Here is a 20,338-nt window from a genome sequence, read left to right on the forward strand (position 1 = left end):
CAGCACCGCCTCCAGCGCCGCGGCGTCGACGATCCAGGCCAGCGCTGGCACTGCCTGTGCGAAGGCCGAGAACGCCAGCTGCGCGCCCGGCGCGTCGCCCGCCACGCGCATGTCGTGCACCGCCGTGCGGGCGTCGGCTGGCAAGGTGTCCCAGGCGCGCAGGTCGGCCAGCAAGGCCACCGAGGCCGGGTTCAGCGCATAGGCGCGCACGTCCGGGCTGGCGTGAGGGGCGCTCGGCCGGATCTGCAGGCCCACGCGCAGCCCCTGGCGCGCCAGCGCCAGCGCCAGGCTGCGGCTGACGATGCCCGAACCGAGAATGCGCACGTCGAAGGCGGTCATACCCGGAATTGTAGGGAGGCCGCCTAAAATGCCAGGTTCCGCGCCCGGGATGCCCATGACATTCTTGATCTTCCTGGCGACGCCCTCTTTTCTCCCCCGGAAGCACCCATGAGCCTGAAGTGCGGCATCGTCGGCCTGCCCAACGTCGGCAAGTCCACCCTGTTCAACGCCTTGACGAAGGCCGGCATCGCCGCCGAGAACTACCCTTTCTGCACGATCGAGCCGAACGTCGGCGTGGTCGAACTGCCGGACGCCCGCCTTCAGGCGCTGGCCGCCATCGTCAAGCCCGAGCGCATCCTGCCGGCGATCGTCGAGTTCGTCGACATCGCGGGCCTGGTGGCCGGCGCGAGCAAAGGTGAAGGCCTGGGCAACCAGTTCCTGTCGCACATCCGCGAGACCGACGCGATCGTCAACGTCGTGCGCTGCTTCGAAGACGAGAACGTGATCCACGTCGCCGGCAAGGTCGACCCGATCTCGGACATCGAGGTGATCCAGACCGAGCTGTGCCTGGCCGACCTGAGCACGGTCGAGAAGAGCCTGCAGCGCTACAGCAAGGTGGCCAAGGCCGGCGGCGACAAGGAAGCCGCGCGCCTGGTCGAGGTGCTAAAGAAGTGCGACACCGCGCTGAACGAAGGCCGCCCGGTGCGCTCGATCGATTTCAGCAAGGAAGAACAGGCCGTGCTGAAGCCGCTGTGCCTGATCACCGCCAAGCCGGCGATGTTCGTCGGCAACGTATCCGAGTCCGGCTTCGAGAACAACCCGTTCCTGGACCGGCTGCGCGAGTACGCGGCCAAGCAGAAGGCCCCGGTGGTCGCGATCTGCGCCAAGACCGAGAGCGAACTGTCGGACATGTCCGATGAGGACAAGACGATGTTCCTGGCCGAGATGGGCCAGGACGAACCGGGCCTGAACCGCCTGATCCGCTCGGCCTTCAGCCTGCTGGGCCTGCAGACCTACTTCACCGCCGGCGTGAAGGAAGTGCGCGCCTGGACGATCCACATCGGCGACACCGCACCTCAGGCCGCCGCGGCGATCCACACCGACTTCGAGAAGGGCTTCATCCGCGCCCAGACCATCGCCYACGAAGACTTCGTCAAGTTCGGTGGTGAGCAAGGCGCCAAAGATGCCGGCAAGATGCGGGCTGAAGGCAAAGAGTACGTCGTCAAGGACGGCGACGTGCTGCACTTCCTGTTCAACGTCTGATGCGGCTTCCCGGCGAAGCCGCCGGGAGCTTGCATCGTGAACAAAAAAACCACGCGCACCGAGCGCGACACCTTCGGCCCCATCGAGGTGCCTGCCGACGCCCTGTGGGGCGCGCAAACCCAGCGCTCGCTCGAGTTTTTCAACATTTCCAGCGAGCGCATGCCCGAAGCGCTGCTGATGGCGCTGGCCCGCGTCAAGCGCGCGGCGGCTGGTGTCAATGCCGGGCTGGGCCTGCTCGATCAGCGCCTGGCCGGAGCGATCATCCAGGCTGCTGACGAGGTGCTGGCCGGCACACATGCAGGCGCCTTCCCGCTGTCGGTCTGGCAGACCGGCTCGGGCACGCAGACCAACATGAACATGAACGAGGTGCTGGCCAACCGCGCCTCGGAGCTGCTGGGTGGCCACCGCGGCCAGGAACGGCTGGTGCACCCGAACGACCACGTCAACCTCGGGCAGTCGTCGAACGACATCTTCCCGACCGCGATGCACGTGGCCGCGGCGCTGGCGGTCGCCAACCACCTGCTGCCGGCACTGCGCGCGCTGCGCGCCACGCTGGCCGCCAAGGCCAACGCCTTCGCCGACATCGTCAAGATCGGCCGCACCCATTTGCAGGACGCGACCCCGCTGACGCTGGGGCAAGAGATGTCAGGCTGGGTGGCTCAGCTGGACCATGCCGAGCAGACCATCACGGCGACGCTCGGGCCGTTGCATGAACTGGCCGTGGGCGGCACGGCCGTCGGCACCGGCTTGAACACCCACCCGCAGTTCGCCGACGGCGTGGTCGCGCAGTTGACCCGCGACACCGGCGCGCCGTTCAAACTGGCGCCGAACCGATTTGCGGCATTGGCCGGGCACGATGCATTGGTCAGCGCGCACGGCGCATTGAAGACCCTGGCCGTCGCGCTGATGAAGATCGCCAACGACGTGCGCTGGCTGGCCTCGGGGCCACGCTGCGGGCTGGGCGAGCTGCGCATCCCCGAGAACGAGCCGGGCAGCTCGATCATGCCCGGCAAGGTCAACCCGACCCAGTGCGAAGCGCTGACGATGGCCTGCTGTCAGGTGATGGGCAATGACGTGGCGCTCGGCATCGGCGGCGCGTCGGGCAACTTCGAGCTGAACGTCTTCAAGCCATTGATCATCCACAACTTCCTGCAGAGCGTGCGCCTGCTGGGTGACGGCATGGCCAGCTTCGATGCCCATTGCGCGCAGGGCATCGAGCCGGACCGCGATCGCATTGCTGAGCTGCTGGAGCGCTCGCTGATGCTGGTGACCGCGCTGAACCCGCACATCGGCTACGACCGCGCGGCCAAGATCGCCAAGCATGCGCATGCGCAAGGCCTGTCGTTGCGCGACGCCGCGTTGGCGGTCGGTGGCGTCACCGGTGAGCAGTTCGACGCGTGGGTCCGCCCGGAGAAGATGGTCTAACTGCTGACCTTCAGCGCCGCTGCGTCGCGGTGGCCGGCAAAGCGAAAGCCGAGCTGCATCTCGACCAGCGGCACCGGGTAAGGCGTCTGGCAGCGCCAGCCGCGAAACCGCAGCTCGCCCAGGCCGGCGCGCCGCAACACCGCGGCCAGTACGCTGGCGTGGTCGGAAACGCCGGTGAGCGGTGACATCGCCGGCCCAGCCGGCAATTGCTCGATCGGCGCGCTAAGGTGCAGGCGCCGGTAATGTGGCACGCCGGGGGGCGGCGGCTTCAGCAGCGTGCCGCTCGCGCCCGGCAGATAGAAGCCGATGTGCGGCAATGCATCCGGCCACAGGCCATCAGCCAGGTAGATCTCGCGCACCAGCCGCTGGCAAGGCGTGTGCAGCATGTAGTTGCGCACCGTGAGGTAGGCCTGGTCCGGGTGCAGCGGCTCGACGCCGTTGATGCGCATCGCGGTGGTCAACCGTGCGGGCAGCGGCTCGGGCGACAGCGGCCCGAGCAGGAAGGTGCTGCTGCCGTCTTCACGCTCCACCTCGAGCAGTGGCAGCGGCAGGCTGCTGCCTTCGGTGACGAAATAGCGGTGCGYGTCGAGGGCGCTGTCGGCGCCGGCCGGCCCGCCGTCGATCGGCCGCACCTGGAGCAAGTCACCCGGCACGCCGCTGGCATCGGGCTTGGCGTGCAGGCTGATCAACGGCAGCGGCGTGCCCGGCGTGATGCGGCGCAGGCCCAACCGCCTGTGCACCTCGACCGCATCGACCCGCTGTCCATCGGCCGACGGGAAGAGGAACATCGCCGTCGACAGCGTCTCGCAGTAATGGCCGAAGAGGAAAGAGACTGCCTTGAACGAGGCCTGGCGCGCCATGTGCTCGCGCCGCTCGCGGATTGACGAGAGGTCTTCGCCCAGGCGCGCGTCCAGCGCCTGGCGACCGCCAGGCAAGGCATCCAGCAGCGCGGCGAATGCGTCTACCGCGCGCTCGATCACTGGCAAGAAGTCGGCGGCGGCCGGTTCGTTGCGGCTGCGTTCGATCAGGATGCGCAGCCCGGTCGGTGACGGCAGCAAATGCAGGAATTGCGGGTCGGACTCGGCCCGCACCGCCTGCACCAGGCGGCTGGCCAGGCTTTTGTCCAGGCCGATGCGGCGCATCAGCCGCACCGGTCGGGGCGGCTGCCCGGCCAGTGCGTCGAGCAACGGCACCAGTGCCTCACGCAAGGCAGCGGCCACCGTCGCTTCGCGTGGTTCGGGCGCCTCGTTGACGATTTCGGCGGTGGCCTCGTCAGGCAGCAGGTCGGGCAGCATATGCACGTCTGTCGTCATTCCTCTCGGTCCCCGTGGGCGGCGCGCAGTATCGGCGATGCCCAGGAGCCGTCATGTCATCGTTTTCAGCGGGCTGCGGGCAATCGGCGCACCGCGATGCTGCGCATCTGGCCGGTCGCCAGCTCGGTGCCCGCCACCCCCAACACCTGCCCATCGGCGCTGAGCGCGCTGATCGCCTGGATCGCGAGCTTCTTGCCGACGTTGTAGCCACGGTCTTTGAAATACTTGCCGGCTTCGACCATGCCGGATTCCTCCGTCCAGATGAAGCCGCGATTCGACGGCGAGAAGAAGCGGCGCGCGGTGCCGACCACCGTCTTGCCGTCGTCCGACAAGGCAGAGGCATATGCCATGCCACCCGGTTGGGTGCCGGCCAGCACGCCGAGCCATTTCTTCACCCATTGGCTCCCGTCCCGGGTCCACATCGCGGCACCGTTCATTTGCGTGGCGGGGTCAACCGCCTGCCCGACGATGATCGTGCCCGCGGCATTGACGGCGCCGGCTTCACTGGGCCAATCCGAGTCTTCTAGCACGGTTTTGACCCCGTTGACCCAGACGGCAGCGCGACGGATGCCGTACTGCGGGTGCTCGTCCCAGCCGACCAGCACCGAGCCGTCGACGTTGGCATCGTCGATGCGGCTGGAGCCGCCGCTGCTGCCCATGTCCTGCACCTGGCCACCTTCGGTCCAGCGGCTGCCGTGGKCCAGGCCACCGACACCAGTGTTACGCCAGTACAGGCCGGTGATGGTCTTGCCGTCGCGCGACATGCCAAACACGCTGCCGTCATACAGGTCGACGATCGCCCCATCGGCCGGTCGCGGCGGCATCAGCTGCTGCCAGCCGGTCTCGGCCGTCCAGCGGCCCTGGGTGGCGTAGGTCTGGCTGCTGTCGATGATGGTCGACGCAACGACTTTGCCGTCGGCCGAGATGGCCGGGGTGCCGGCGCTGGTCTGCAACTTGCGCTGGGTGCCGCGGCCGAGCGCCTGGGCGCCGCCCTGCCAGGTCCAGTGAAAGGCCTGGTACGAGCCGTTGAGCTGGCCGGTAGCCGCCATGCCATCGGCCGACAGGCTAGTGACATAACAGTGGCAGATGTCGCGGCCCTCGAAGGTTTCGGCGCGTGCCGCCAGCGGGCATAGGGCCAGCGCCAGCAACAGCGACAACCACAGCGAAGCGGGACGGAAGGCGAGTACAGCAGCAGCCATGTGCAAGTTCCTGTCGAATGAAAACGGTGCCGATCACTTTAGTGAGGCGAGATGAATTCTTCAACAGTTCTCCTGGAGAATTTTTCGTGGTGTTTTCCCGTAGGTGGGCGGCGGGAAGTAGCCGCCGAGGCTGGTTTGAGCGGCGTCAACCCGAGCTTTAGCACTCCTCAGACAAGAGTGCTAATATTCGATGGAACTGCTGCCCTTGCAGCGAATCCGAACACGTGATGAACACCACTGCCACCTCCAACACCCTGGCCCTGCGCGATCCGTGGGCGATGGTGCCGGCCATCGCCAATCTCGATGCGTACATCACCGCGGTCAACCGCATTCCGTTGCTGACGCCCGAGGAAGAAAGCCAGTTTGCCGGCCGCCTGCGTGAACACGGCGACCTCGAAGCCGCTGGGCGAATGGTGCTCTCGCACCTGCGTCTGGTCGTTTCGGTGTCGCGCCAGTACCTGGGTTACGGCCTGCCACACGGCGACCTGATCCAGGAAGGCAATGTCGGCCTGATGAAGGCCGTCAAACGCTTCGACCCGGATCAGGGCGTGCGCTTGGTCAGCTATGCGCTGCACTGGATCAAGGCCGAGATCCACGAGTACATCCTGAAGAACTGGCGCATGGTCAAGGTGGCCACCACCAAGGCTCAGCGCAAGCTGTTTTTCAACCTGCGCTCGATGAAGCAGGGGCTGAAGAGCCAGGCGCCCGAAGGGCAAACCCATCGCTCGACGTTGACGCCGGACGAGGTCGGCCGGGTGGCACGCGAGCTGAACGTCAAGCCGGAAGAAGTCGTCGAGATGGAGACCCGGCTGTCGGGCGGCGATGTGGCGCTGGAGCCGCAGACCGACGACGGTGAAGAAAGCTACGCACCCATCGCGTACCTAGCCGACGAAAGCCAAGAGCCGACGCACGTGCTGGAAGCCCGCGGCCGCGACGCCCTGTCGGGCGACGGCATCTCGCGCGCGCTGGAGCACCTGGACCCGCGCAGCCGCCGCATCGTCGAAGAGCGCTGGCTGAAGGTCAACGACGACTCGAGCGGCGGCACGACGCTGCACGAGCTGGCGGCCGAGTACGGCATCAGCGCAGAGCGCATCCGCCAGATCGAGTCGGCCGCGCTGAAGAAGATGCGCAAGGCGCTTGAGACGGCCTGAAGCGCTGCCGCCTCACCAACCAAAAACGGCTCCCTCAGGCGCTCCCAGGAGGGGGCATGAACCGGCAGCGATTCAGCCGGCCAGACGCCAGCCCAGCGTTTCGCCAGCGCGCAGGGGCTTGATCAGCGCGTCACCGAACGGCAGCGTCTCGGGCAACGCCCACGGCTCACGTTTGAGCGCGACGGTGCCGGTGTTGCGCGGCAGACCGTAAAAAGCCGGGCCATGGTGGCCGGCAAAGGCATCGAGCTGGTCGAGCGCGCCGATCGCGTCGAAGGCTTCGGCGTACAGCTCCAGCGCACTCGGTGCGGTGAAGCAACCGGCCCCGCAGACCGAGGCCTCTTTCATCACCGAGGCGTGCGGTGCCGAATCGGTGCCGAGGAAGAATCTGTCGGAGCCAGAGGCCACCGCGTCCAGCAGCGCCTGGCGGTGCACCTCACGCTTCAACACCGGCAGGCAGTAGTAGTGCGGGCGCAGGCCACCCTGGAAGATCGCATTGCGGTTGTACAGCAGGTGGTGCGCCGTGACGGTGGCCGCGGTGTGTGCGCCGGCCTCGGCCACGTACTCGGCCGCGTCCTTGGTCGTGATGTGTTCGAACACGACCTTCAACTCTGGGAAATCCTTTCGCAGCGGGCGCATCACCTGGTCGATGAAGACGGCCTCGCGGTCGAACACGTCGACCGATGGGTCGGTGACCTCGCCGTGCACCAACAGCAGTACGCCCTCACGCTGCATCGCTTCGAGCGTCGCGTAGGTCTTGCGGATGTCGGTCACGCCCGCGTCGCTGTTGGTCGTCGCACCAGCGGGGTAGAGCTTCAGCGCAACGATGCCGGCGTCCTTGGCGCGGCAGATCTCGTCCGGCGGCGTCAGGTCGGTCAGGTACAGCGTCATCAGCGGCTCGAAGTCGCTGCCGGGGGTGCCGGCTTCCGGCCGGGCCGCGAGGATGCGCTCGCGGTAGGCCAATGCCTGCGCGGTGCCGGTGATCGGCGGGCGCAGGTTGGGCATGATGATCGCGCGGCCGAACTGGCGCGCGGTGTGCGGCAGCACGGCCGCCAGAGCGGCGCCATCGCGCACATGCAGGTGCCAGTCGTCGGGGCGGGTCAGGGTCAGGGTGTCGGGCTGGGAAGGCATGGCCGAATTGTCGCTTGACAGGGCCCCCAAGGTCCGGGCTGCGCCCGGCCCGCCCCCCCGAGGGGCATCAAGAAACTCGGGAGCGGCCCTTCGTTTCTTGAGGCACCGCGCTGCATCCAGGAAGGCCTCGCCGGCGTATCGAAAAACGGGCGCCACCACCGTGGCCCCGCCGATTTGCAGGAGACACCACCATGACCACCCCGCTCGCCCTCGTCCAATCTGCCTATGCTGCTTTCGGCAGCGGCGACATTCCCGGCTTGCTGAACCTGTTGACGCCCGATGTGCGCTGGGAATTCGCCGGCGATTCGAAAGCCCCCTACACCGGCCGCGTGCAGGGCCGCTCGCAGGTGAGTGAGTGGTTCCTCGCTGTCGCGCAGGCCGACGGCATCCAGGCCTTCGAGCCGCGCGAGTTTCTGGTCGGTGCCGACCACGTCACCGTGCTGGGTTGGGAGCGCACCCAGGCCCTGCCCAATGGCGGCGTGTTCGAAAGCCCCTGGGTCCACATCTGGCAGGTGAAAGACGGCCAGCTGTCGCGCTTTTTCGGCATCCTCGACACCGAAGCCGCCGCCAAGGTGCGGCCGTGACTGTGCAGGCCCGGCCAGCCGTTCCGGCAGCCGACACCGGCCGCACCTACGCCTATGTGACGCACTGGCGCCTGGACGCACCGCCCGAGGCCGTCTGGCAGGCGCTGACCGAGGTCGACGAGTGGCCGCAGTGGTGGCCTTACGTGCGCCGGGTCGAGCTGCTGCGCCGCGGCCGCGAGCCAGACGGCGTTGGGGCGCTACGGCGCCTCTCCTGGGGCAGCCGGCTGCCCTACGGCTTCACGCTCGACGTGGAGTGCGTCGAGTCCGACGCACCGCGGCGCCTGCGCGGCCGCTCCAGCGGGGCATTGGAGGGCGAAGGCCTGTGGGAGCTGTGGCCCGACGGTCTCGGCACGGTCGTTCGCTACACCTGGCGGCTGGATCTGAACACCGCGTGGATGCGGCTGGCCGCACCGCTGATGGCGCCACTGTTCCGCTGGAACCATGAGGGCGTGATGCGGGGCGGTGGGCAAGGGCTCGCCCGCTGGCTGGCCACCCGACGATCTGCTGCCACCTGAGCAGGTGACGAAGGTCCGGTCGGCACCCGTTTCCCGCCGGCAGACCCAGGGCTATGATCGCCCGTCCGGACGTGATGAAAGCCTGACAGCGCGATGTCCGACCCCGCCCTGCCCGCCGACGATTTCAGCGCCGACCAGTTCCGCCTGCTGGCCGACAACGTGCCTGCGCTGATCGCGTGCTATGACGCCGTGACGCAGCGCTGCCTGTTCGCCAACAAGCAGTACGCCCGAACCTTCGGGCTGAACGAACGCACGATCCTCGGCCGCACCTTTGCCGAGGTGATCGGCGAGAAGGCCGCGAGCGAGATCGCGCCGTACGTCGACCATGTGCTGGAAAAGCGCGAGGCGGTCACGTATGAGCGTCAGCTCAAGGCGCCGGACGGCAGCCCGCGCTGGATCGAAGTGAACCTGTTGCCGCACCTGGGGCCGGACGGCAATCCGCAGTCCTCCTTCGTGCTGATCTCCGACATCACCAAGCACCGGTTGGCCGAACGCGCCGTGCGCGAATCGGAAGAGCGGCTGGCCAAGTTCATGCAGGCCAGCGCCGAGGGCATCGTCTTTCACAAGGATGGGCTGGTCACCGACGCCAACCCACCGTTGCTCGAGCTGATCGGCTTCACGCTGCCCGAGATCCTGGGCCGCCATGTGCTGAGCTTCATCGCGCCCGAGCATGTGGCGCGTGTGCTGGCGGTGATGAGCGCGGGCCAGGAGACGACCTACGAGCTGACCATCCTGCACAAGGACGGCAGCCAGGTCCCGGTCGAGTTCATCGTGCGCACGATGCTGCGCAACGGCGAGCGCATCCGCATGACGATCGTGCGCGACATGCGCGACCGTCACGCGGCGCAGGCGCGCATCCATCACCTGGCCCACCACGACCTGCTGACTGGCCTGCCCAATCGTGGTGCGTTCATGGAGCGGCTGGACCAGTTGATGGCCACCGCGCGAGACAACGAAGGTCGTCTCGCACTGCTGTTCGTCGATCTCGACCACTTCAAGCGCGTCAACGATTCACTCGGCCACCTGGTCGGCGATACGCTGCTGAAGACGGTGGCCGCGCGGATCACCGAATGCCTGCGTGCCAGCGACCTGGTGGCACGCTTCGGCGGCGACGAGTTCATGSTGCTGCTGCCGATTGCGCAGCAGCGCGAAGACGCCGAAGAAGTGGCGCACAAGCTGTTGCGCGCGATCGYGGCGCCGTTGGAGGTCGAGGGCCAATCGATCTCGGTCTCACCGTCGATCGGCATCGCCTTCTTCCCCGACGACGGCGACGACCCGGCCACGCTGATCAAGCATGCCGACACGGCGATGTACGTTGCCAAGTCGCGCGGCCGGGCCAACTGCCAGTTCTTCGAAAGCTCGATGGCCAGCGTGGCCTACGAGGCGCTGCTGCTCGAAGTGCAGCTCGGCCAGGCACTGGAGCGCGGCGAGTTCGAGCTGCTGTACCAGCCGATCGTGCGGGCTTCGGACGGCATCTGCGTCGGCCTCGAGGCGCTGATCCGTTGGCACCACCCCGAGCGTGGTCTGCTGGGCCCGGACGACTTCGTGCCGGTGGCCGAGCAGCGCCGGCTGATGCAACGCATCGGCCGCTGGACGATGCGCCAGGCGCTGCGCTCGGCGCGGGCCTGGCAGTCCATGCGGCCGGACGGCGCAGCGCTGCCAGTGGCGGTGAATCTGTCCAGCCTTGAGTTCCACGCCGCCGATTTCGCCGACAGCATCAGCGATCTGCTGCTCAGCGAAGGCGTGCCTGGCCACTGGCTGGAGCTGGAGCTGACCGAGCGCGTGCTGATGGACGACATCGATGCGGTCAAGGACACGCTGAAGCAGCTCAAGCGGTTGGGTGTGCGGGTCGCGATCGACGACTTCGGCACCGGCCAGTCCTCTCTCGCGCACCTGCGCGAACTGGCGGTCGACAAGATCAAGATCGACCGCAGCTTCGTCACCAGCCTGCCTTCCGATGCCGGGGCACATGCCATTGCGCGGGCCGTGGTGCAGCTGGCGCATGGCCTGAAGCTGTCGGTGACCGCTGAAGGGGTCGAAACCGAGGCGCAGCGCCAGGCGCTGGCCGCGATGCACTGCGATGAACTGCAGGGCTATCTGATCAGCCGGCCGCTGGGTGCCGTGGCGCTGGCCACCTGGCTGGGCGAACGCGCGCAGGCCTGAGCGGCACTGCGCGCTGCGGCGGCGTCATGCGACGCCGCGCTCCTTCTGGCTCGCGAAGTAGACGACCTTGCGCGCGCGCATCACCTCACCCAGCGGGCGATGCGCCACCAGCGCTTGCCAGGGGTCGAACACCGAGCGTTCGACTTGTGTTGTGAACGCATCACCGACGGTTCCGCCTTGCGGTGGCAGCAAACGCAGCACGCCGACATCGACGTACGGCGCCACCGCTTCGGGCCAGTCGACCGATGCGTCTTCGATCGGCGTGCGCACTTCGTCGACGAAGAACTGCAGCTGCAGGCGGTAGTCGAGCGGCCCCTTCGCCAAGCGGCCGAGCATCTCGTCACCCCAGTGCTCGGGCTTGGTCTCGGCGGGCTGCAAACCGGCCGGCGGCAGCACCCGCACCCGCGCGGCGTAAGGCCCGCAGGCGATCGGTGTCGCACTGAAGAAAGGCTCGGTCGCAAAGCCGGTGAAACGCCGGCTGAACAGCTTGCCCAGACGCTTCAACGCCGAGAACATGCCGATTAGCCCATAGGTGCGCAAAGCCCAGGGCAACAAGGCCGCCGGGCCCTTGGACATGGCCAGCACCAGGCTGACGAACGGCACGCTGTCGGCAAAGGCAAAGGCCGGCAGGTTGATTAGCGCAAAGTCCTGATGGTCGGTTTCGCCACCCAGTGCAGCCGGGCCGTCAGCGCCCCAGATGCGAAGCGAGAAACCGCGCACGTCGGGCCGCCGGTCGCTCTGCACGTCCGGCCCGCCGTTCGACAGACGCACCCAGACTTCGTGCTCGCCTGTGTGCGCAAACAAGCCGTGGCGCGCTGGCTCGGGCAAGCCCGCCGGCACGGTGAGCGTGGCGCGAAGCGCCAGCAGCGGCTTGCGGTGCAGCGCGCGGCCATCGCCAAAGCGGGCCGACTTGCCACGCTGCATCGCGACGAAGGCCTCGGCCGCCGCCGCGTGACGCGAAGCCTCGTCCGGCGCGATGCGCTCCTGCCAACCGGTGCTGGGCGCCGCCATCGTCACCGCTTCAGTGTTGGAGGATCTTCGAGAGGAATTCCTTCGCGCGCGGCGAGCGAGCGTCGGGGTTGCCAAAGAACTCTTCCTTCTTGCAGTCCTCGATGATCTTGCCGGCGTCCATGAAGATCACGCGGTGGCTGACCCGCTTCGCGAAGCCCATCTCGTGCGTGACGCACATCATCGTCATGCCTTCCTGCGCCAGCTGGACCATCACGTCCAGCACCTCGCCGACCATCTCGGGGTCGAGCGCCGAGGTCGGCTCGTCGAACAACATCACGATCGGGTCCATGCTCAGCGCGCGGGCGATCGCGACGCGCTGCTGCTGGCCGCCTGACAGCTGACCGGGAAACTTGTCCTTGTGCGCCATCAGGCCCACGCGGTCCAGCATCTTCAGGCCCCGGGTCTTCGCGTCGTCGAGGTTGCGGTTCAGCACCTTGACCTGCGCCAGGGTGAGGTTCTCGGTCACCGACAGGTGCGGGAACAGCTCGAAGTTCTGGAACACCATGCCGACGCGGCTGCGCAGCTTGGGCAGGTTGGTCTTCGGATCGGAGATCGAGGTGCCGTCGACCACGATGTCGCCCTTCTGGAAGGGCTCCAGCGCATTGACGGTCTTGACCAGCGTCGATTTGCCCGAGCCCGAGGGCCCGCAGACCACCACCACATCGCCCTTCTGGATGCTGGTCGTGCAATCGGTCAGCACCTGGAAGCTGCCGTACCACTTGGAAACGTTCTTGATGTCAATCATCGAAGGCATGGCGCGATCCTCAACGGACGATGGCAATCTTCTTCTGCAGGCGCTTGACCGTCATGGACAGCGAGAAGCAGACAACGAAATAGACGACGGCGGCGGCAAGGTAGGTCTCGACCGGGCGGCCGTAGTTCTTGCCGAGTGTCTCGAAGCCGTGCAGCAGGTCATAGGCGCCGATCGCGTAGACCAGCGAGGTGTCCTGGAACAGCACGATGGTCTGAGTCAACAGCACCGGCAGCATGTTGCGGAAGGCCTGCGGCAGGATCACGTAACGCATGTTCTGCGCGTAGGTCAACCCGATCGCCTGGCCCGCGAAGACCTGGCCGCGCGAGATCGACTGGATACCGGCCCGCATGATCTCGGAGTAGTAGGCCGCTTCGAAGATCGTGAAGGTGACAATGGCCGAAACTTCCTTGCCGATGGCGTGGCCGAGGAACAGCGGCATCAGCAGGTAGACCCACAGGATCACCATCACCAGCGGGATCGAGCGCAGCCCGTCGACATAGATGCGCGCCGGGATCTCGAGCAGCTTCAAACCCGACAACCGCATCAGGGCCAGCACGGTGCCGAGCAGGATCCCGCCGACCATGGCGATCAGCGTCAGCTGCACGCTGAATTTGAAGCCCGACCAGACGAAGCTTTGCAGCAGCTCGAAATTGAAGACGGAAAAGTCGAAGTTGCTCATTTGGCCGCCCCGACGGTACCCGGCACGCGCACGCGGCCTTCGATGAAGGCCATCACGCGGTTCACTGCAAAGGCCGAGACGACGTACAGCACGGTGACACCGAGGTAGATCTCGATGCCGCGCGAGGTCTCTTCCTGCGCCTGCATCGCGAACTGGATCATCTCGGCGATCGACACCGCGAAGGCCACCGRCGAGTTCTTGATGATGTTCATCGCCTCACTCGTCAGCGGCGGCAAGATGATGCGGAAAGCCATTGGCAGGATCACGTAGCGGTAGGTCTGCGGCAACGTCAGGCCCATCGCCGAGCCGGCCATCATCTGGCCGCGCGGCAGGCTCTGGATGCCGGCACGCACCTGCTCGGCCACGCGCGCCGAGGTGAAGAAGCCCAGCGCGAAGACGACCATCAGAAACGACGGGACGCTCTTGAGCGCCGGCACCATTTCGGGCAGCACGTAGTACCAGATGAAGACCTGGACCAGTACCGGGATGTTGCGGAACAGCTCGACCCAGGCGTTGCCGAACCACTGCAGGCCCTTGTTCGGCACGGTGCGCAGCGTGCCGACGACGGCACCGAACACCAGTGCCACCACCCAGCCCAGCCCGGCGACCGACAGCGTCCAGCCCCAGGCCGAAAGCATCCAGTGCAGGTAGGTTTCGCCGCCCCCGGTGTCCTGCAGAAAGATCTGCCAGTCCCATTGGTAATTCATGTTGGCTCTCCGCCCTCCAGCCAGCGCAAAAAAATCAGCCCACCCGGCCCGGCCGGGTGGGCATGACAAGGCTTGGGCTTACTTCTTGGCGTATTCCTCGGCCGGCTTGTCGTTCGGGTTGGCGATCGCGTTCTTCAGCGAGGCGGTCATCGGCATGTTGACCGACACATTGCGCGGCGGGATCGGGGCCATGAACCACTTGGCGTAGATCTTGTCGATCTCGCCGCTCTTCATCATGGCCTTCACCGCGTCGTCGACCACCTTCTTGAAGCCCGGGTCTTCCTTGCGGTACATGATCGCGATCGGCTCTTCCGACAGCGTCTCGCCGACGATCTTGAAGTCTGCCGGGTTCTTCGCGTTGACGATGTTGCCGGCCAGGATGTTGTCGTCCATCACGAAGGCGTCGGCGCGGCCCGTGTCGAGCAGCAGGAAGCTGTCGGCGTGGTCCTTGCCGAACACTTCCTCGAAGTTCACGCCAGTGGCCCGCTCGTGCTTGCGCAGCAGCTGCACGGAAGTCGTGCCGGTCGTCGTGGCCACCTTCTTGCCGTTGAGCTGGGCGATCGAGGTGATGCCCGAGTTGGCTTTGACGGCGATGCGCACGTTGGTCACGTAGGTCGTCGGCGCGAAGCCCACCTGGTTCTGGYGGGTGGCGTTGTTGGTCGTCGAGCCGCACTCGAGATCGACCGTGCCGTTGATGACCAGCGGGATGCGGTTCTGCGAGGTGACCAGCGTGTACTCAGTGGCCAGGTTGGGCAGCTTCAGGTCGGTCTTGATCGCATCGACGATGCGGTTGCAGATCTCGACGTGGTAGCCGGTGTACTTGCCGTCACCCGTGGTGTAGGCCAGCGGCGCCGAAGAGTCGCGCGTGCCGATGACGACCTTGCCCGCGCTCTTGATCTTCGCCAGGGTGTCGTTCGCTTGAGCGTGCACAGTGCCGACAGCGGCCGCGGCGATCGCGAGTACGAACAGGGACTTTTTCATGCGAACTCCTTCATGGGGAAACAAGGTGCAGGTGTAACGTCAATCACTGCGGATCGGACTACGTGCAAGCCCGTAGCACTTCACGTATCGGGCTAGCAGGAAGCGCGCCGGCCGGCCGGCGGACATTGGGCGCGGACTTTAACGGCGCACCCCGGGGGTCGCCAATGCCGATTGTCTGAGCGCTTATGCGGGATTTGCATACCCATTGAGGGTTTTCACTATATCGACGCCTTGCTCGGGGGAGCGACGGGCAGGGCATCAGACCAGGCCTTGGGGGCTCTTACTGGCGCGACTGCAAAAAGCCCCACAGCTCTTGCGCGCCAGCCTTCACGTGGCGCGCCACCTCGGGGCGTTCACGGTAGATGCGCACCTCCATCGTCATCTCGTAGTCGCTCGAGCCCGCGGCCACCAGGCGCTTGGCCTTCAGTTCCTTGCGCACCGAGCTCGCCGGCAGGAAGGCCAGGCCATGGCCTTCGAGCGCCATCGCCTTCAGGCCTTCGGCCATGTCGGTTTCGTAGATCGCGTCCAGCACCGGCGGCGTCGGCGCGTGCTTGATGATCTGCTCGACCAGGCGCCCCATGTAGGCGCCTGAGGCGTAGCTGAGAAAAGGCACCGGCGCCCCAACCCGGCCGGGCAGCTTGCACATCGGCTGCCCGTCGGCGCCGGCCTTGGCATAGGGCGCGAGCGTTTCGGTGCCCAGGCTCAGCATCTCGTAGCGGTCGGGCGGCAGCTGCAGCGGCTGCGTCGGGTGGTGGTAGGCGATCAGCAGGTCGCAGCTGCCTTCGGTCATGCGCATCACCGCGTCGTGCACATTCAGCGCGATCAGCCGGCTCTTCAGCGTCGGCAGGCGCTTGCGCAGGTCCATCAGCCAATGCGGGAAGAACGTGAAGGCCAGCGTGTGCGGCACCGCGAACTCGACCATGTCCTGCCCGGCCACCTGGTGGCCACGCATCATGTTGCGGGTCGCCTGCAGGTTGCCGAGGATCTCCAGCGCCTGGGCATGGAAGGTCTCACCGGCCGGCGTCAACCTCGTTGGGTACGACGAGCGGTCGACCAAGTCGATACCGGCCCAGGCCTCGAGCGCCTGGATGCGGCGCGAGAACGCCGGCTGGGTGACATGGCGCAAGGTGGCCGAGCGCGAGAAGCTGCGGGTCTCGGCCAGGCTGATGAAGTCCTCAAGCCACTTGGTGTCCATCCTCGCTTGTCTCCCGCCGTTCTTGTGTGGTGTGCTGCAACTGCCACATGCGAGCATACCGCCCGCTCTGGGTCAGCAATGCTGCATGCGAGCCGCGCTCGATGATGCGGCCTGCTTCCATCACCAGAATCTCATGCGCATCGACCACCGTTGACAAGCGGTGCGCGATCACCAGCGTTGTCTTGCCGCGGGACACGCTCTTCAGCTCGGCCTGGATCGCGCGTTCGTTGGCCGAGTCGAGCGCCGAGGTGGCTTCGTCAAAGATCATCACCGGCGGGTCTTTCAGCAGCGTGCGGGCGATCGCGACCCGCTGCTTCTCGCCGCCCGACAGCTTCAGCCCGCGCTCGCCGACCACCGTGTCGTAGCCCAGCGGCTGGTTGATGATGAACTCGTGGATGTGCGCCGCCTTGGCCGCTGCCTCGACCTCGGCCCTCGAAGCACCGGCGCGGCCGTAGGCGATGTTGTATTCGATCGTGTCATTGAACAGCACCGTATCCTGCGGCACGATGCCGATCGCGCGGCGCAGGCTGTCTTGCGTCACTTCGGCGATGTCCTGCCCATCGATCGTGATGCGGCCGGCCTGCACATCGTAGAAGCGGTAGATCAGCCGGGCCAGCGTGCTCTTGCCGGCACCGCTGGCACCAACCACCGCCACCGTCTTGCCGGCCGGCACCTCGAAGCTCAGTGATTGCAGGATCGGCCGTGCCGGGTCGTAGGCGAAGCCGACGCTTTCGAAACGCAGCGTGGCACCTTGCACCTGCAGCTCCGGCGCGCCGGGCTTGTCGGCCACCTCGCGCTCACGCTCCAGCAGCGTGAACATCTTGTCCAGGTCGGTCAGGCTTTGCTTGACCTCGCGGTACAGCACGCCGAGAAAATTCATCGGGATGTAGAGCTGGATCAACAAGGCGTTGATCAGGACCAGGTCACCGAGCGACAACTGGCCGCTGACGACACCGCTGGTGGCCCGCCACAGCATCGCCAGCAACGAGCCGGCGATGATCAGCTGCTGGCCCGTGTTCAGCAGCGAGAGCGAAGTCTGCGACTTGATCTGCGCGCGGCGGTAGGCATCGAGCCCGGTGTCGTAACGCTGAGCCTCGAAGGCCTCGTTGTTGAAGTACTTGACCGTCTCGTAGTTCAGCAGCGAGTCGATCGCGCGGGTGTGGGCGCGCGAATCGAGCTCGTTCATCTTGTGGCGGAACTGCGTGCGCCACTCGGTCACGGTGATCGTGAAGGTCACATAGGCTGCCAGCGCGGTCAGTGTGATCCACACATAGCCGAGGTCGAACTTGGTGCCCAGCAGCACCAGCGCCAGCACCAACTCGACGAGGGTCGGCAGGATGGTGTAAAGCGAATACGAGACCAGCGATTGCAGCGCCCGCGTGCCGCGCTCGATGTCGCGCGTCATGCCGCCGGTCTGGCGCTCGAGGTGAAAGCGCAGGCTCAGCGCATGCAGGTGGCGGAAGGTCTCGAGCGCGATCTGGCGCGAGGCTCCGTGCGTGGCCTTCGCGAACACCAGCTCGCGCAGCTCGGTGAAGACGCTGGTCGACAGCCGCAGCGCGGCATAGGCCAGCAGCAAGCCTGCCGGCACGACCAGCAGGCCGCGCGCGTCACCGGCCGGCAGGTTGAGGCTGTCGACCAGCGTCTTGAGCAGCAGCGGCACGCCCAGGTTGGCCACCTTGGCCGCGACCAGGAACAGCAGCGCCGCACCGACCCGCCAGCGGTATTGCCAGATGTAGGGCAGCAGGCGCTTCAGCGTCGCGCCATCGGAGTGAAGTGGCTGGGCAGACGAGGCGGCCGCAGGGGGAACCTGGGTTGCCAGTGATTGACGACGCATCGTGAAAGAATCGGCTCGTACAACAAGATGAAGTGAGAGGACGGGACACCATGAACGACACCGACCCCAACGCCGCCGCGCCTGCGGCAGCCCACCCCAGTGTGCCCGAGCCGCTGGCCCAGCGCTTGCCTGACGACAAAGCACTGGTGCTGCGAGTGATGCCGATGCCGGCCGACGCCAACGGCAACGGTGACATCTTCGGCGGCTGGATCATGGCGCAGATGGACCTGGCCGGCGCGGTGCTGCCGGCACGCATCAGCAAGGGGCGCATCGCCACCGTCGCGGTCAACGAATTCGTCTTCAAGCAGCCAGTGTCGGTGGGCGACCTGCTGAGCTTCTACGCCACCGTCACGCGCATCGGCACCACCTCGGTCACCGTGCACGTCGAGGTCTATGCCGAGCGCAACCCGCAAGACCTGTACGTGGTCAAGGTGACCGAGGCGAAGCTGACCTATGTCGCGATCGACATGCAGGGCCAGCCGCGCAAGATCCCGAAAGACTAGCGGGCAGGCAGGGCCGGGTCGGCGGCCATCTGATCGGCCAAGGCCTCAGCCCAGCGGCGGTAGCCCTGCGGGCCGGGGTGGAAGCCGTCTTCGGCGACCCAGCCGGGTGGCAAAGTGCCGGCGGGTGTGGGCGGCAGAGTCGCCAATCGGCGATCCACGCGGCCATGCAAGTGACAACCCAAAGCCCGGTCCAGCCGCTCCGCCTCGTTGCCCATCACCCAGCGCAAGGGCTGCGGCAACAACGGAAAGCGGCCCATCGGCGGCAAGGCGGTGTGCCAGCTCTGCCGCACACCGGCACGTTCCGACGCGCAGGCATGCAGCGCGTCGAGCGCCGACAGCCAAGGACCGGCGGGCGACATCGCGACCGCGTCGTTGACGCCCAGCACGGCCAGCATCACGTCGGCTGGTGCGATGGACGATGCGTCTCGCAGCGACGCCACCGCATCAGCGGCACGGTGGCCCGTGGTCGCGATCAGCTGCCATGCCACCGGAGCATCCAGGCGCTTGGCCAGCGCGCGTGCCAGCGGTTCGGCCAAGGCCTGGTGCTGGTTCGACACGCCGACGCCAGCGGCCGACGAATCGCCCACCACCAGCAGGCGCAGACCAGGCTCGCCCGTGCCATGGCCCGCCACGCCTTCGCGCGCCCCGCTCGCTTCGGGCAGGCGCAGCGCGCGACGCCGAACCTGGCGTCCTTGCCAGACCAGCAACGGCGCCAGCGCCAGCTTGGCCGGCAGGCTCATGCGCCGGGCACGCAGCCGGCGCCGGACCGCCTCAAGGCGGCTGCGCACCCTCCCCGAGGTCGGGGGCGGTACTCCGGCGCCGAGTGCTCCATCACTCGAACTTGGAAAAGTCCGGCTGACGCTTCTGGAAGAAGGCCTGGAAGGCTTCCATCGCCTCCGGGCTGCGCAGACGCTGGCCGAAGAGTTCGGCTTCGGCCTTGATCGTCGCCAGCACCTGTTCGCGGTGCGGGCCGCGCATCAGGCGCTTGCTGTCGCGCACCGCACCGGGCGGCAGCGCGTTGAAGCGCTCGGCGACGCGGCGCGCGTGGGCCACGACCTCGGCGGCCGGCAGCACCGCATTCGCGATGCCGCACTCCACGGCCTGTTCGCCGGTGAACGGGTCACCCAGCAGCAGCTTCTCGGCCGCACGGCGTTGGCCCATCAACTCGGGCACCAGCAGGCTGGACGCGAATTCCGGCACCAGGCCCAGGCCGACGAACGGCATCGCCAGGCGCGACTCGTCGCTGACGTAGACGAAGTCGCAATGCAGCAGCAGCGTGGTGCCGATACCGATCGCCGCTCCGGTGACGRCGGCAACAACCGGTTTGTCGCTCGCGACCAGCGCCTGCATGAAGCGGAAGACCGGCGAGTCGATGCTCTGCGGCGGCCGCTGCATGAAGTCTTCGATGTCGTTGCCCGAGGTGAAGATACCGGGCTGGCCAGTGATCAGCACGGCGCGCACCGCGCCGTCTTCTTGAGCCGCATTGATGGCGTCCGCCATCGCCTGGTACATCGCCTGGGTCAGCGCGTTCTTCTTCTCGGGGCGGGCGATTTCTATCGTCGCCACACCGTTCAGCGTGGCCGTCTTGATCGACATGGCGTCTCCTTGAAAGGGCTGCGGCCATGAAGATGGCCGCGGGGGTGCTGTCGATTCT

The 20,338-nt window shown here is 66.8% G+C and carries 19 protein-coding genes and 1 pseudogene; 7 read left to right on the forward strand and 13 right to left on the reverse strand.

The features are described from left to right. Positions 1-339: pseudogene (locus AC1DYI_RS02610) on the reverse strand (FAD-dependent monooxygenase); the annotation flags it as partial. 108 nt (positions 340-447) lie between these two features. Between AC1DYI_RS02610 and ychF the strand changes: the two are divergent. Both ychF and fumC read left to right on the forward strand, forming a co-directional pair. Further along, positions 448-1,542 (forward strand): redox-regulated ATPase YchF, encoded by a 1,095-nt coding sequence (ychF, locus tag AC1DYI_RS02615; protein WP_477202505.1) that lies wholly within the window; start codon positions 448-450, stop codon positions 1,540-1,542. A 36-nt stretch (positions 1,543-1,578) separates the two neighbouring features. Next, positions 1,579-2,967, forward strand: a complete 1,389-nt coding sequence (fumC, locus tag AC1DYI_RS02620) for a class II fumarate hydratase (protein ID WP_477202506.1) — start codon at positions 1,579-1,581, stop codon at positions 2,965-2,967. Here the strand turns inward: fumC and AC1DYI_RS02625 are convergent. Further along, positions 2,964-4,268, reverse strand: a complete 1,305-nt coding sequence (locus tag AC1DYI_RS02625; RefSeq protein WP_477202507.1) for a hypothetical protein — start codon at positions 4,266-4,268, stop codon at positions 2,964-2,966. The two genes, fumC and AC1DYI_RS02625, sit on opposite strands and share 4 nt — an antisense overlap. Before the next feature lie 77 nt (positions 4,269-4,345). Further along, positions 4,346-5,479 carry a hypothetical protein gene (locus AC1DYI_RS02630; RefSeq protein ID WP_477202508.1) on the reverse strand — a complete coding sequence of 378 codons (1,134 nt, stop codon included), beginning with the start codon at positions 5,477-5,479 and terminating at the stop codon, positions 4,346-4,348. Positions 5,480-5,706: 227 nt separating this feature from the next. Between AC1DYI_RS02630 and rpoH the strand changes: the two genes are divergently transcribed. Next, on the forward strand, positions 5,707-6,630 hold the full coding sequence (rpoH, locus tag AC1DYI_RS02635; RefSeq protein WP_477202509.1) for an RNA polymerase sigma factor RpoH: 924 nt from the start codon (positions 5,707-5,709) through the stop codon (positions 6,628-6,630). 72 nt (positions 6,631-6,702) lie between these two features. Here the strand turns inward: rpoH and pyrC are convergent, their stop codons facing one another. Beyond that, the gene (gene pyrC, locus AC1DYI_RS02640; protein ID WP_477202510.1) at positions 6,703-7,758 is read right to left on the reverse strand and encodes a dihydroorotase; all 1,056 of its coding nucleotides are present in this window, start codon (positions 7,756-7,758) and stop codon (positions 6,703-6,705) included. A gap of 191 nt (positions 7,759-7,949) precedes the next feature. On the opposite strand from pyrC, the gene AC1DYI_RS02645 reads away from it, so the two are divergent. The 3 genes from AC1DYI_RS02645 (at position 7,950) to AC1DYI_RS02655 (ending at position 11,020) form a co-directional block, all read left to right on the forward strand. Next, positions 7,950-8,342 (forward strand): nuclear transport factor 2 family protein, encoded by a 393-nt coding sequence (locus tag AC1DYI_RS02645; protein WP_477202511.1) that lies wholly within the window; start codon positions 7,950-7,952, stop codon positions 8,340-8,342. Next, a complete protein-coding gene (locus tag AC1DYI_RS02650) occupies positions 8,339-8,857 on the forward strand; it encodes an SRPBCC family protein (RefSeq protein ID WP_477202512.1) in 519 nt (172 codons plus the stop codon). The genes AC1DYI_RS02645 and AC1DYI_RS02650 overlap by 4 nt, the downstream gene beginning before the upstream one ends. Positions 8,858-8,950: 93 nt before the next feature. Then, complete coding sequence (locus tag AC1DYI_RS02655) at positions 8,951-11,020, forward strand: putative bifunctional diguanylate cyclase/phosphodiesterase (RefSeq protein WP_477202513.1); 2,070 nt, start codon at positions 8,951-8,953, stop codon at positions 11,018-11,020. A gap of 24 nt (positions 11,021-11,044) precedes the next feature. Here the strand turns inward: AC1DYI_RS02655 and AC1DYI_RS02660 are convergent, their stop codons facing one another. From AC1DYI_RS02660 to AC1DYI_RS02690, 7 genes are all read right to left on the reverse strand, one after another. Next, positions 11,045-12,031, reverse strand: coding sequence for a catalase family protein (locus AC1DYI_RS02660; RefSeq protein WP_477202514.1), 987 nt, complete (start codon positions 12,029-12,031; stop codon positions 11,045-11,047). Positions 12,032-12,041: 10 nt separating this feature from the next. Then, positions 12,042-12,776, reverse strand: a complete 735-nt coding sequence (locus AC1DYI_RS02665; RefSeq protein ID WP_477202552.1) for an amino acid ABC transporter ATP-binding protein — start codon at positions 12,774-12,776, stop codon at positions 12,042-12,044. A 19-nt stretch (positions 12,777-12,795) separates the two neighbouring features. Continuing rightward, complete coding sequence (locus AC1DYI_RS02670; protein WP_477202515.1) at positions 12,796-13,464, reverse strand: amino acid ABC transporter permease; 669 nt, start codon at positions 13,462-13,464, stop codon at positions 12,796-12,798. Further along, a complete protein-coding gene (locus AC1DYI_RS02675; RefSeq protein ID WP_477202516.1) occupies positions 13,461-14,171 on the reverse strand; it encodes an amino acid ABC transporter permease in 711 nt (236 codons plus the stop codon). Before AC1DYI_RS02675 ends, AC1DYI_RS02670 begins: the two co-directional genes overlap by 4 nt. 78 nt (positions 14,172-14,249) lie before the next feature. Further along, positions 14,250-15,152 carry an amino acid ABC transporter substrate-binding protein gene (locus AC1DYI_RS02680; protein ID WP_477202517.1) on the reverse strand — a complete coding sequence of 301 codons (903 nt, stop codon included), beginning with the start codon at positions 15,150-15,152 and terminating at the stop codon, positions 14,250-14,252. Between the two features lie 280 nt (positions 15,153-15,432). Then, positions 15,433-16,347 (reverse strand): LysR substrate-binding domain-containing protein, encoded by a 915-nt coding sequence (locus AC1DYI_RS02685; protein WP_477202518.1) that lies wholly within the window; start codon positions 16,345-16,347, stop codon positions 15,433-15,435. Then, positions 16,328-18,181: an ABCB family ABC transporter ATP-binding protein/permease gene (locus AC1DYI_RS02690; protein WP_477202519.1), complete on the reverse strand. Its 1,854-nt coding sequence runs from the start codon at positions 18,179-18,181 to the stop codon at positions 16,328-16,330. Before AC1DYI_RS02690 ends, AC1DYI_RS02685 begins: the two co-directional genes overlap by 20 nt. Before the next feature lie 50 nt (positions 18,182-18,231). Here AC1DYI_RS02690 and AC1DYI_RS02695 point away from each other — a divergent pair, with 50 nt between their 5' ends. Continuing rightward, positions 18,232-18,684 (forward strand): acyl-CoA thioesterase, encoded by a 453-nt coding sequence (locus tag AC1DYI_RS02695; protein WP_477202520.1) that lies wholly within the window; start codon positions 18,232-18,234, stop codon positions 18,682-18,684. Here the strand turns inward: AC1DYI_RS02695 and AC1DYI_RS02700 are convergent. Beyond that, positions 18,681-19,424 (reverse strand): SGNH/GDSL hydrolase family protein, encoded by a 744-nt coding sequence (locus tag AC1DYI_RS02700; RefSeq protein WP_477202521.1) that lies wholly within the window; start codon positions 19,422-19,424, stop codon positions 18,681-18,683. The two genes, AC1DYI_RS02695 and AC1DYI_RS02700, sit on opposite strands and share 4 nt — an antisense overlap. Positions 19,425-19,515: 91 nt before the next feature. Next, entirely contained in the window at positions 19,516-20,280 is a 765-nt protein-coding gene (locus AC1DYI_RS02705; RefSeq protein ID WP_477202522.1) for an enoyl-CoA hydratase, read from the reverse strand. Positions 20,281-20,338: the final 58 nt, after the last annotated feature.

This window comes from Ideonella sp. P3_A4, from assembly GCF_056403075.1.

Bases quoted from the DNA above. Each gene is read 5' to 3' on its own strand.
- rpoH (WP_477202509.1), top strand. From the start codon at position 5,707: ATGAACACCACTGCCACCTCCAACACCCTGGCCCTGCGCGATCCGTGG.
- pyrC (WP_477202510.1), bottom strand. From the start codon at position 7,758: ATGCCTTCCCAGCCCGACACCCTGACCCTGACCCGCCCCGACGACTGG.
- AC1DYI_RS02645 (WP_477202511.1), top strand. From the start codon at position 7,950: ATGACCACCCCGCTCGCCCTCGTCCAATCTGCCTATGCTGCTTTCGGC.
- AC1DYI_RS02660 (WP_477202514.1), bottom strand. From the start codon at position 12,031: ATGGCGGCGCCCAGCACCGGTTGGCAGGAGCGCATCGCGCCGGACGAG.
- AC1DYI_RS02665 (WP_477202552.1), bottom strand. From the start codon at position 12,776: ATGATTGACATCAAGAACGTTTCCAAGTGGTACGGCAGCTTCCAGGTG.
- AC1DYI_RS02670 (WP_477202515.1), bottom strand. From the start codon at position 13,464: ATGAGCAACTTCGACTTTTCCGTCTTCAATTTCGAGCTGCTGCAAAGC.
- AC1DYI_RS02685 (WP_477202518.1), bottom strand. From the start codon at position 16,347: ATGGACACCAAGTGGCTTGAGGACTTCATCAGCCTGGCCGAGACCCGC.
- AC1DYI_RS02690 (WP_477202519.1), bottom strand. From the start codon at position 18,181: ATGCGTCGTCAATCACTGGCAACCCAGGTTCCCCCTGCGGCCGCCTCG.
- AC1DYI_RS02695 (WP_477202520.1), top strand. From the start codon at position 18,232: ATGAACGACACCGACCCCAACGCCGCCGCGCCTGCGGCAGCCCACCCC.
- AC1DYI_RS02700 (WP_477202521.1), bottom strand. From the start codon at position 19,424: ATGAGCCTGCCGGCCAAGCTGGCGCTGGCGCCGTTGCTGGTCTGGCAA.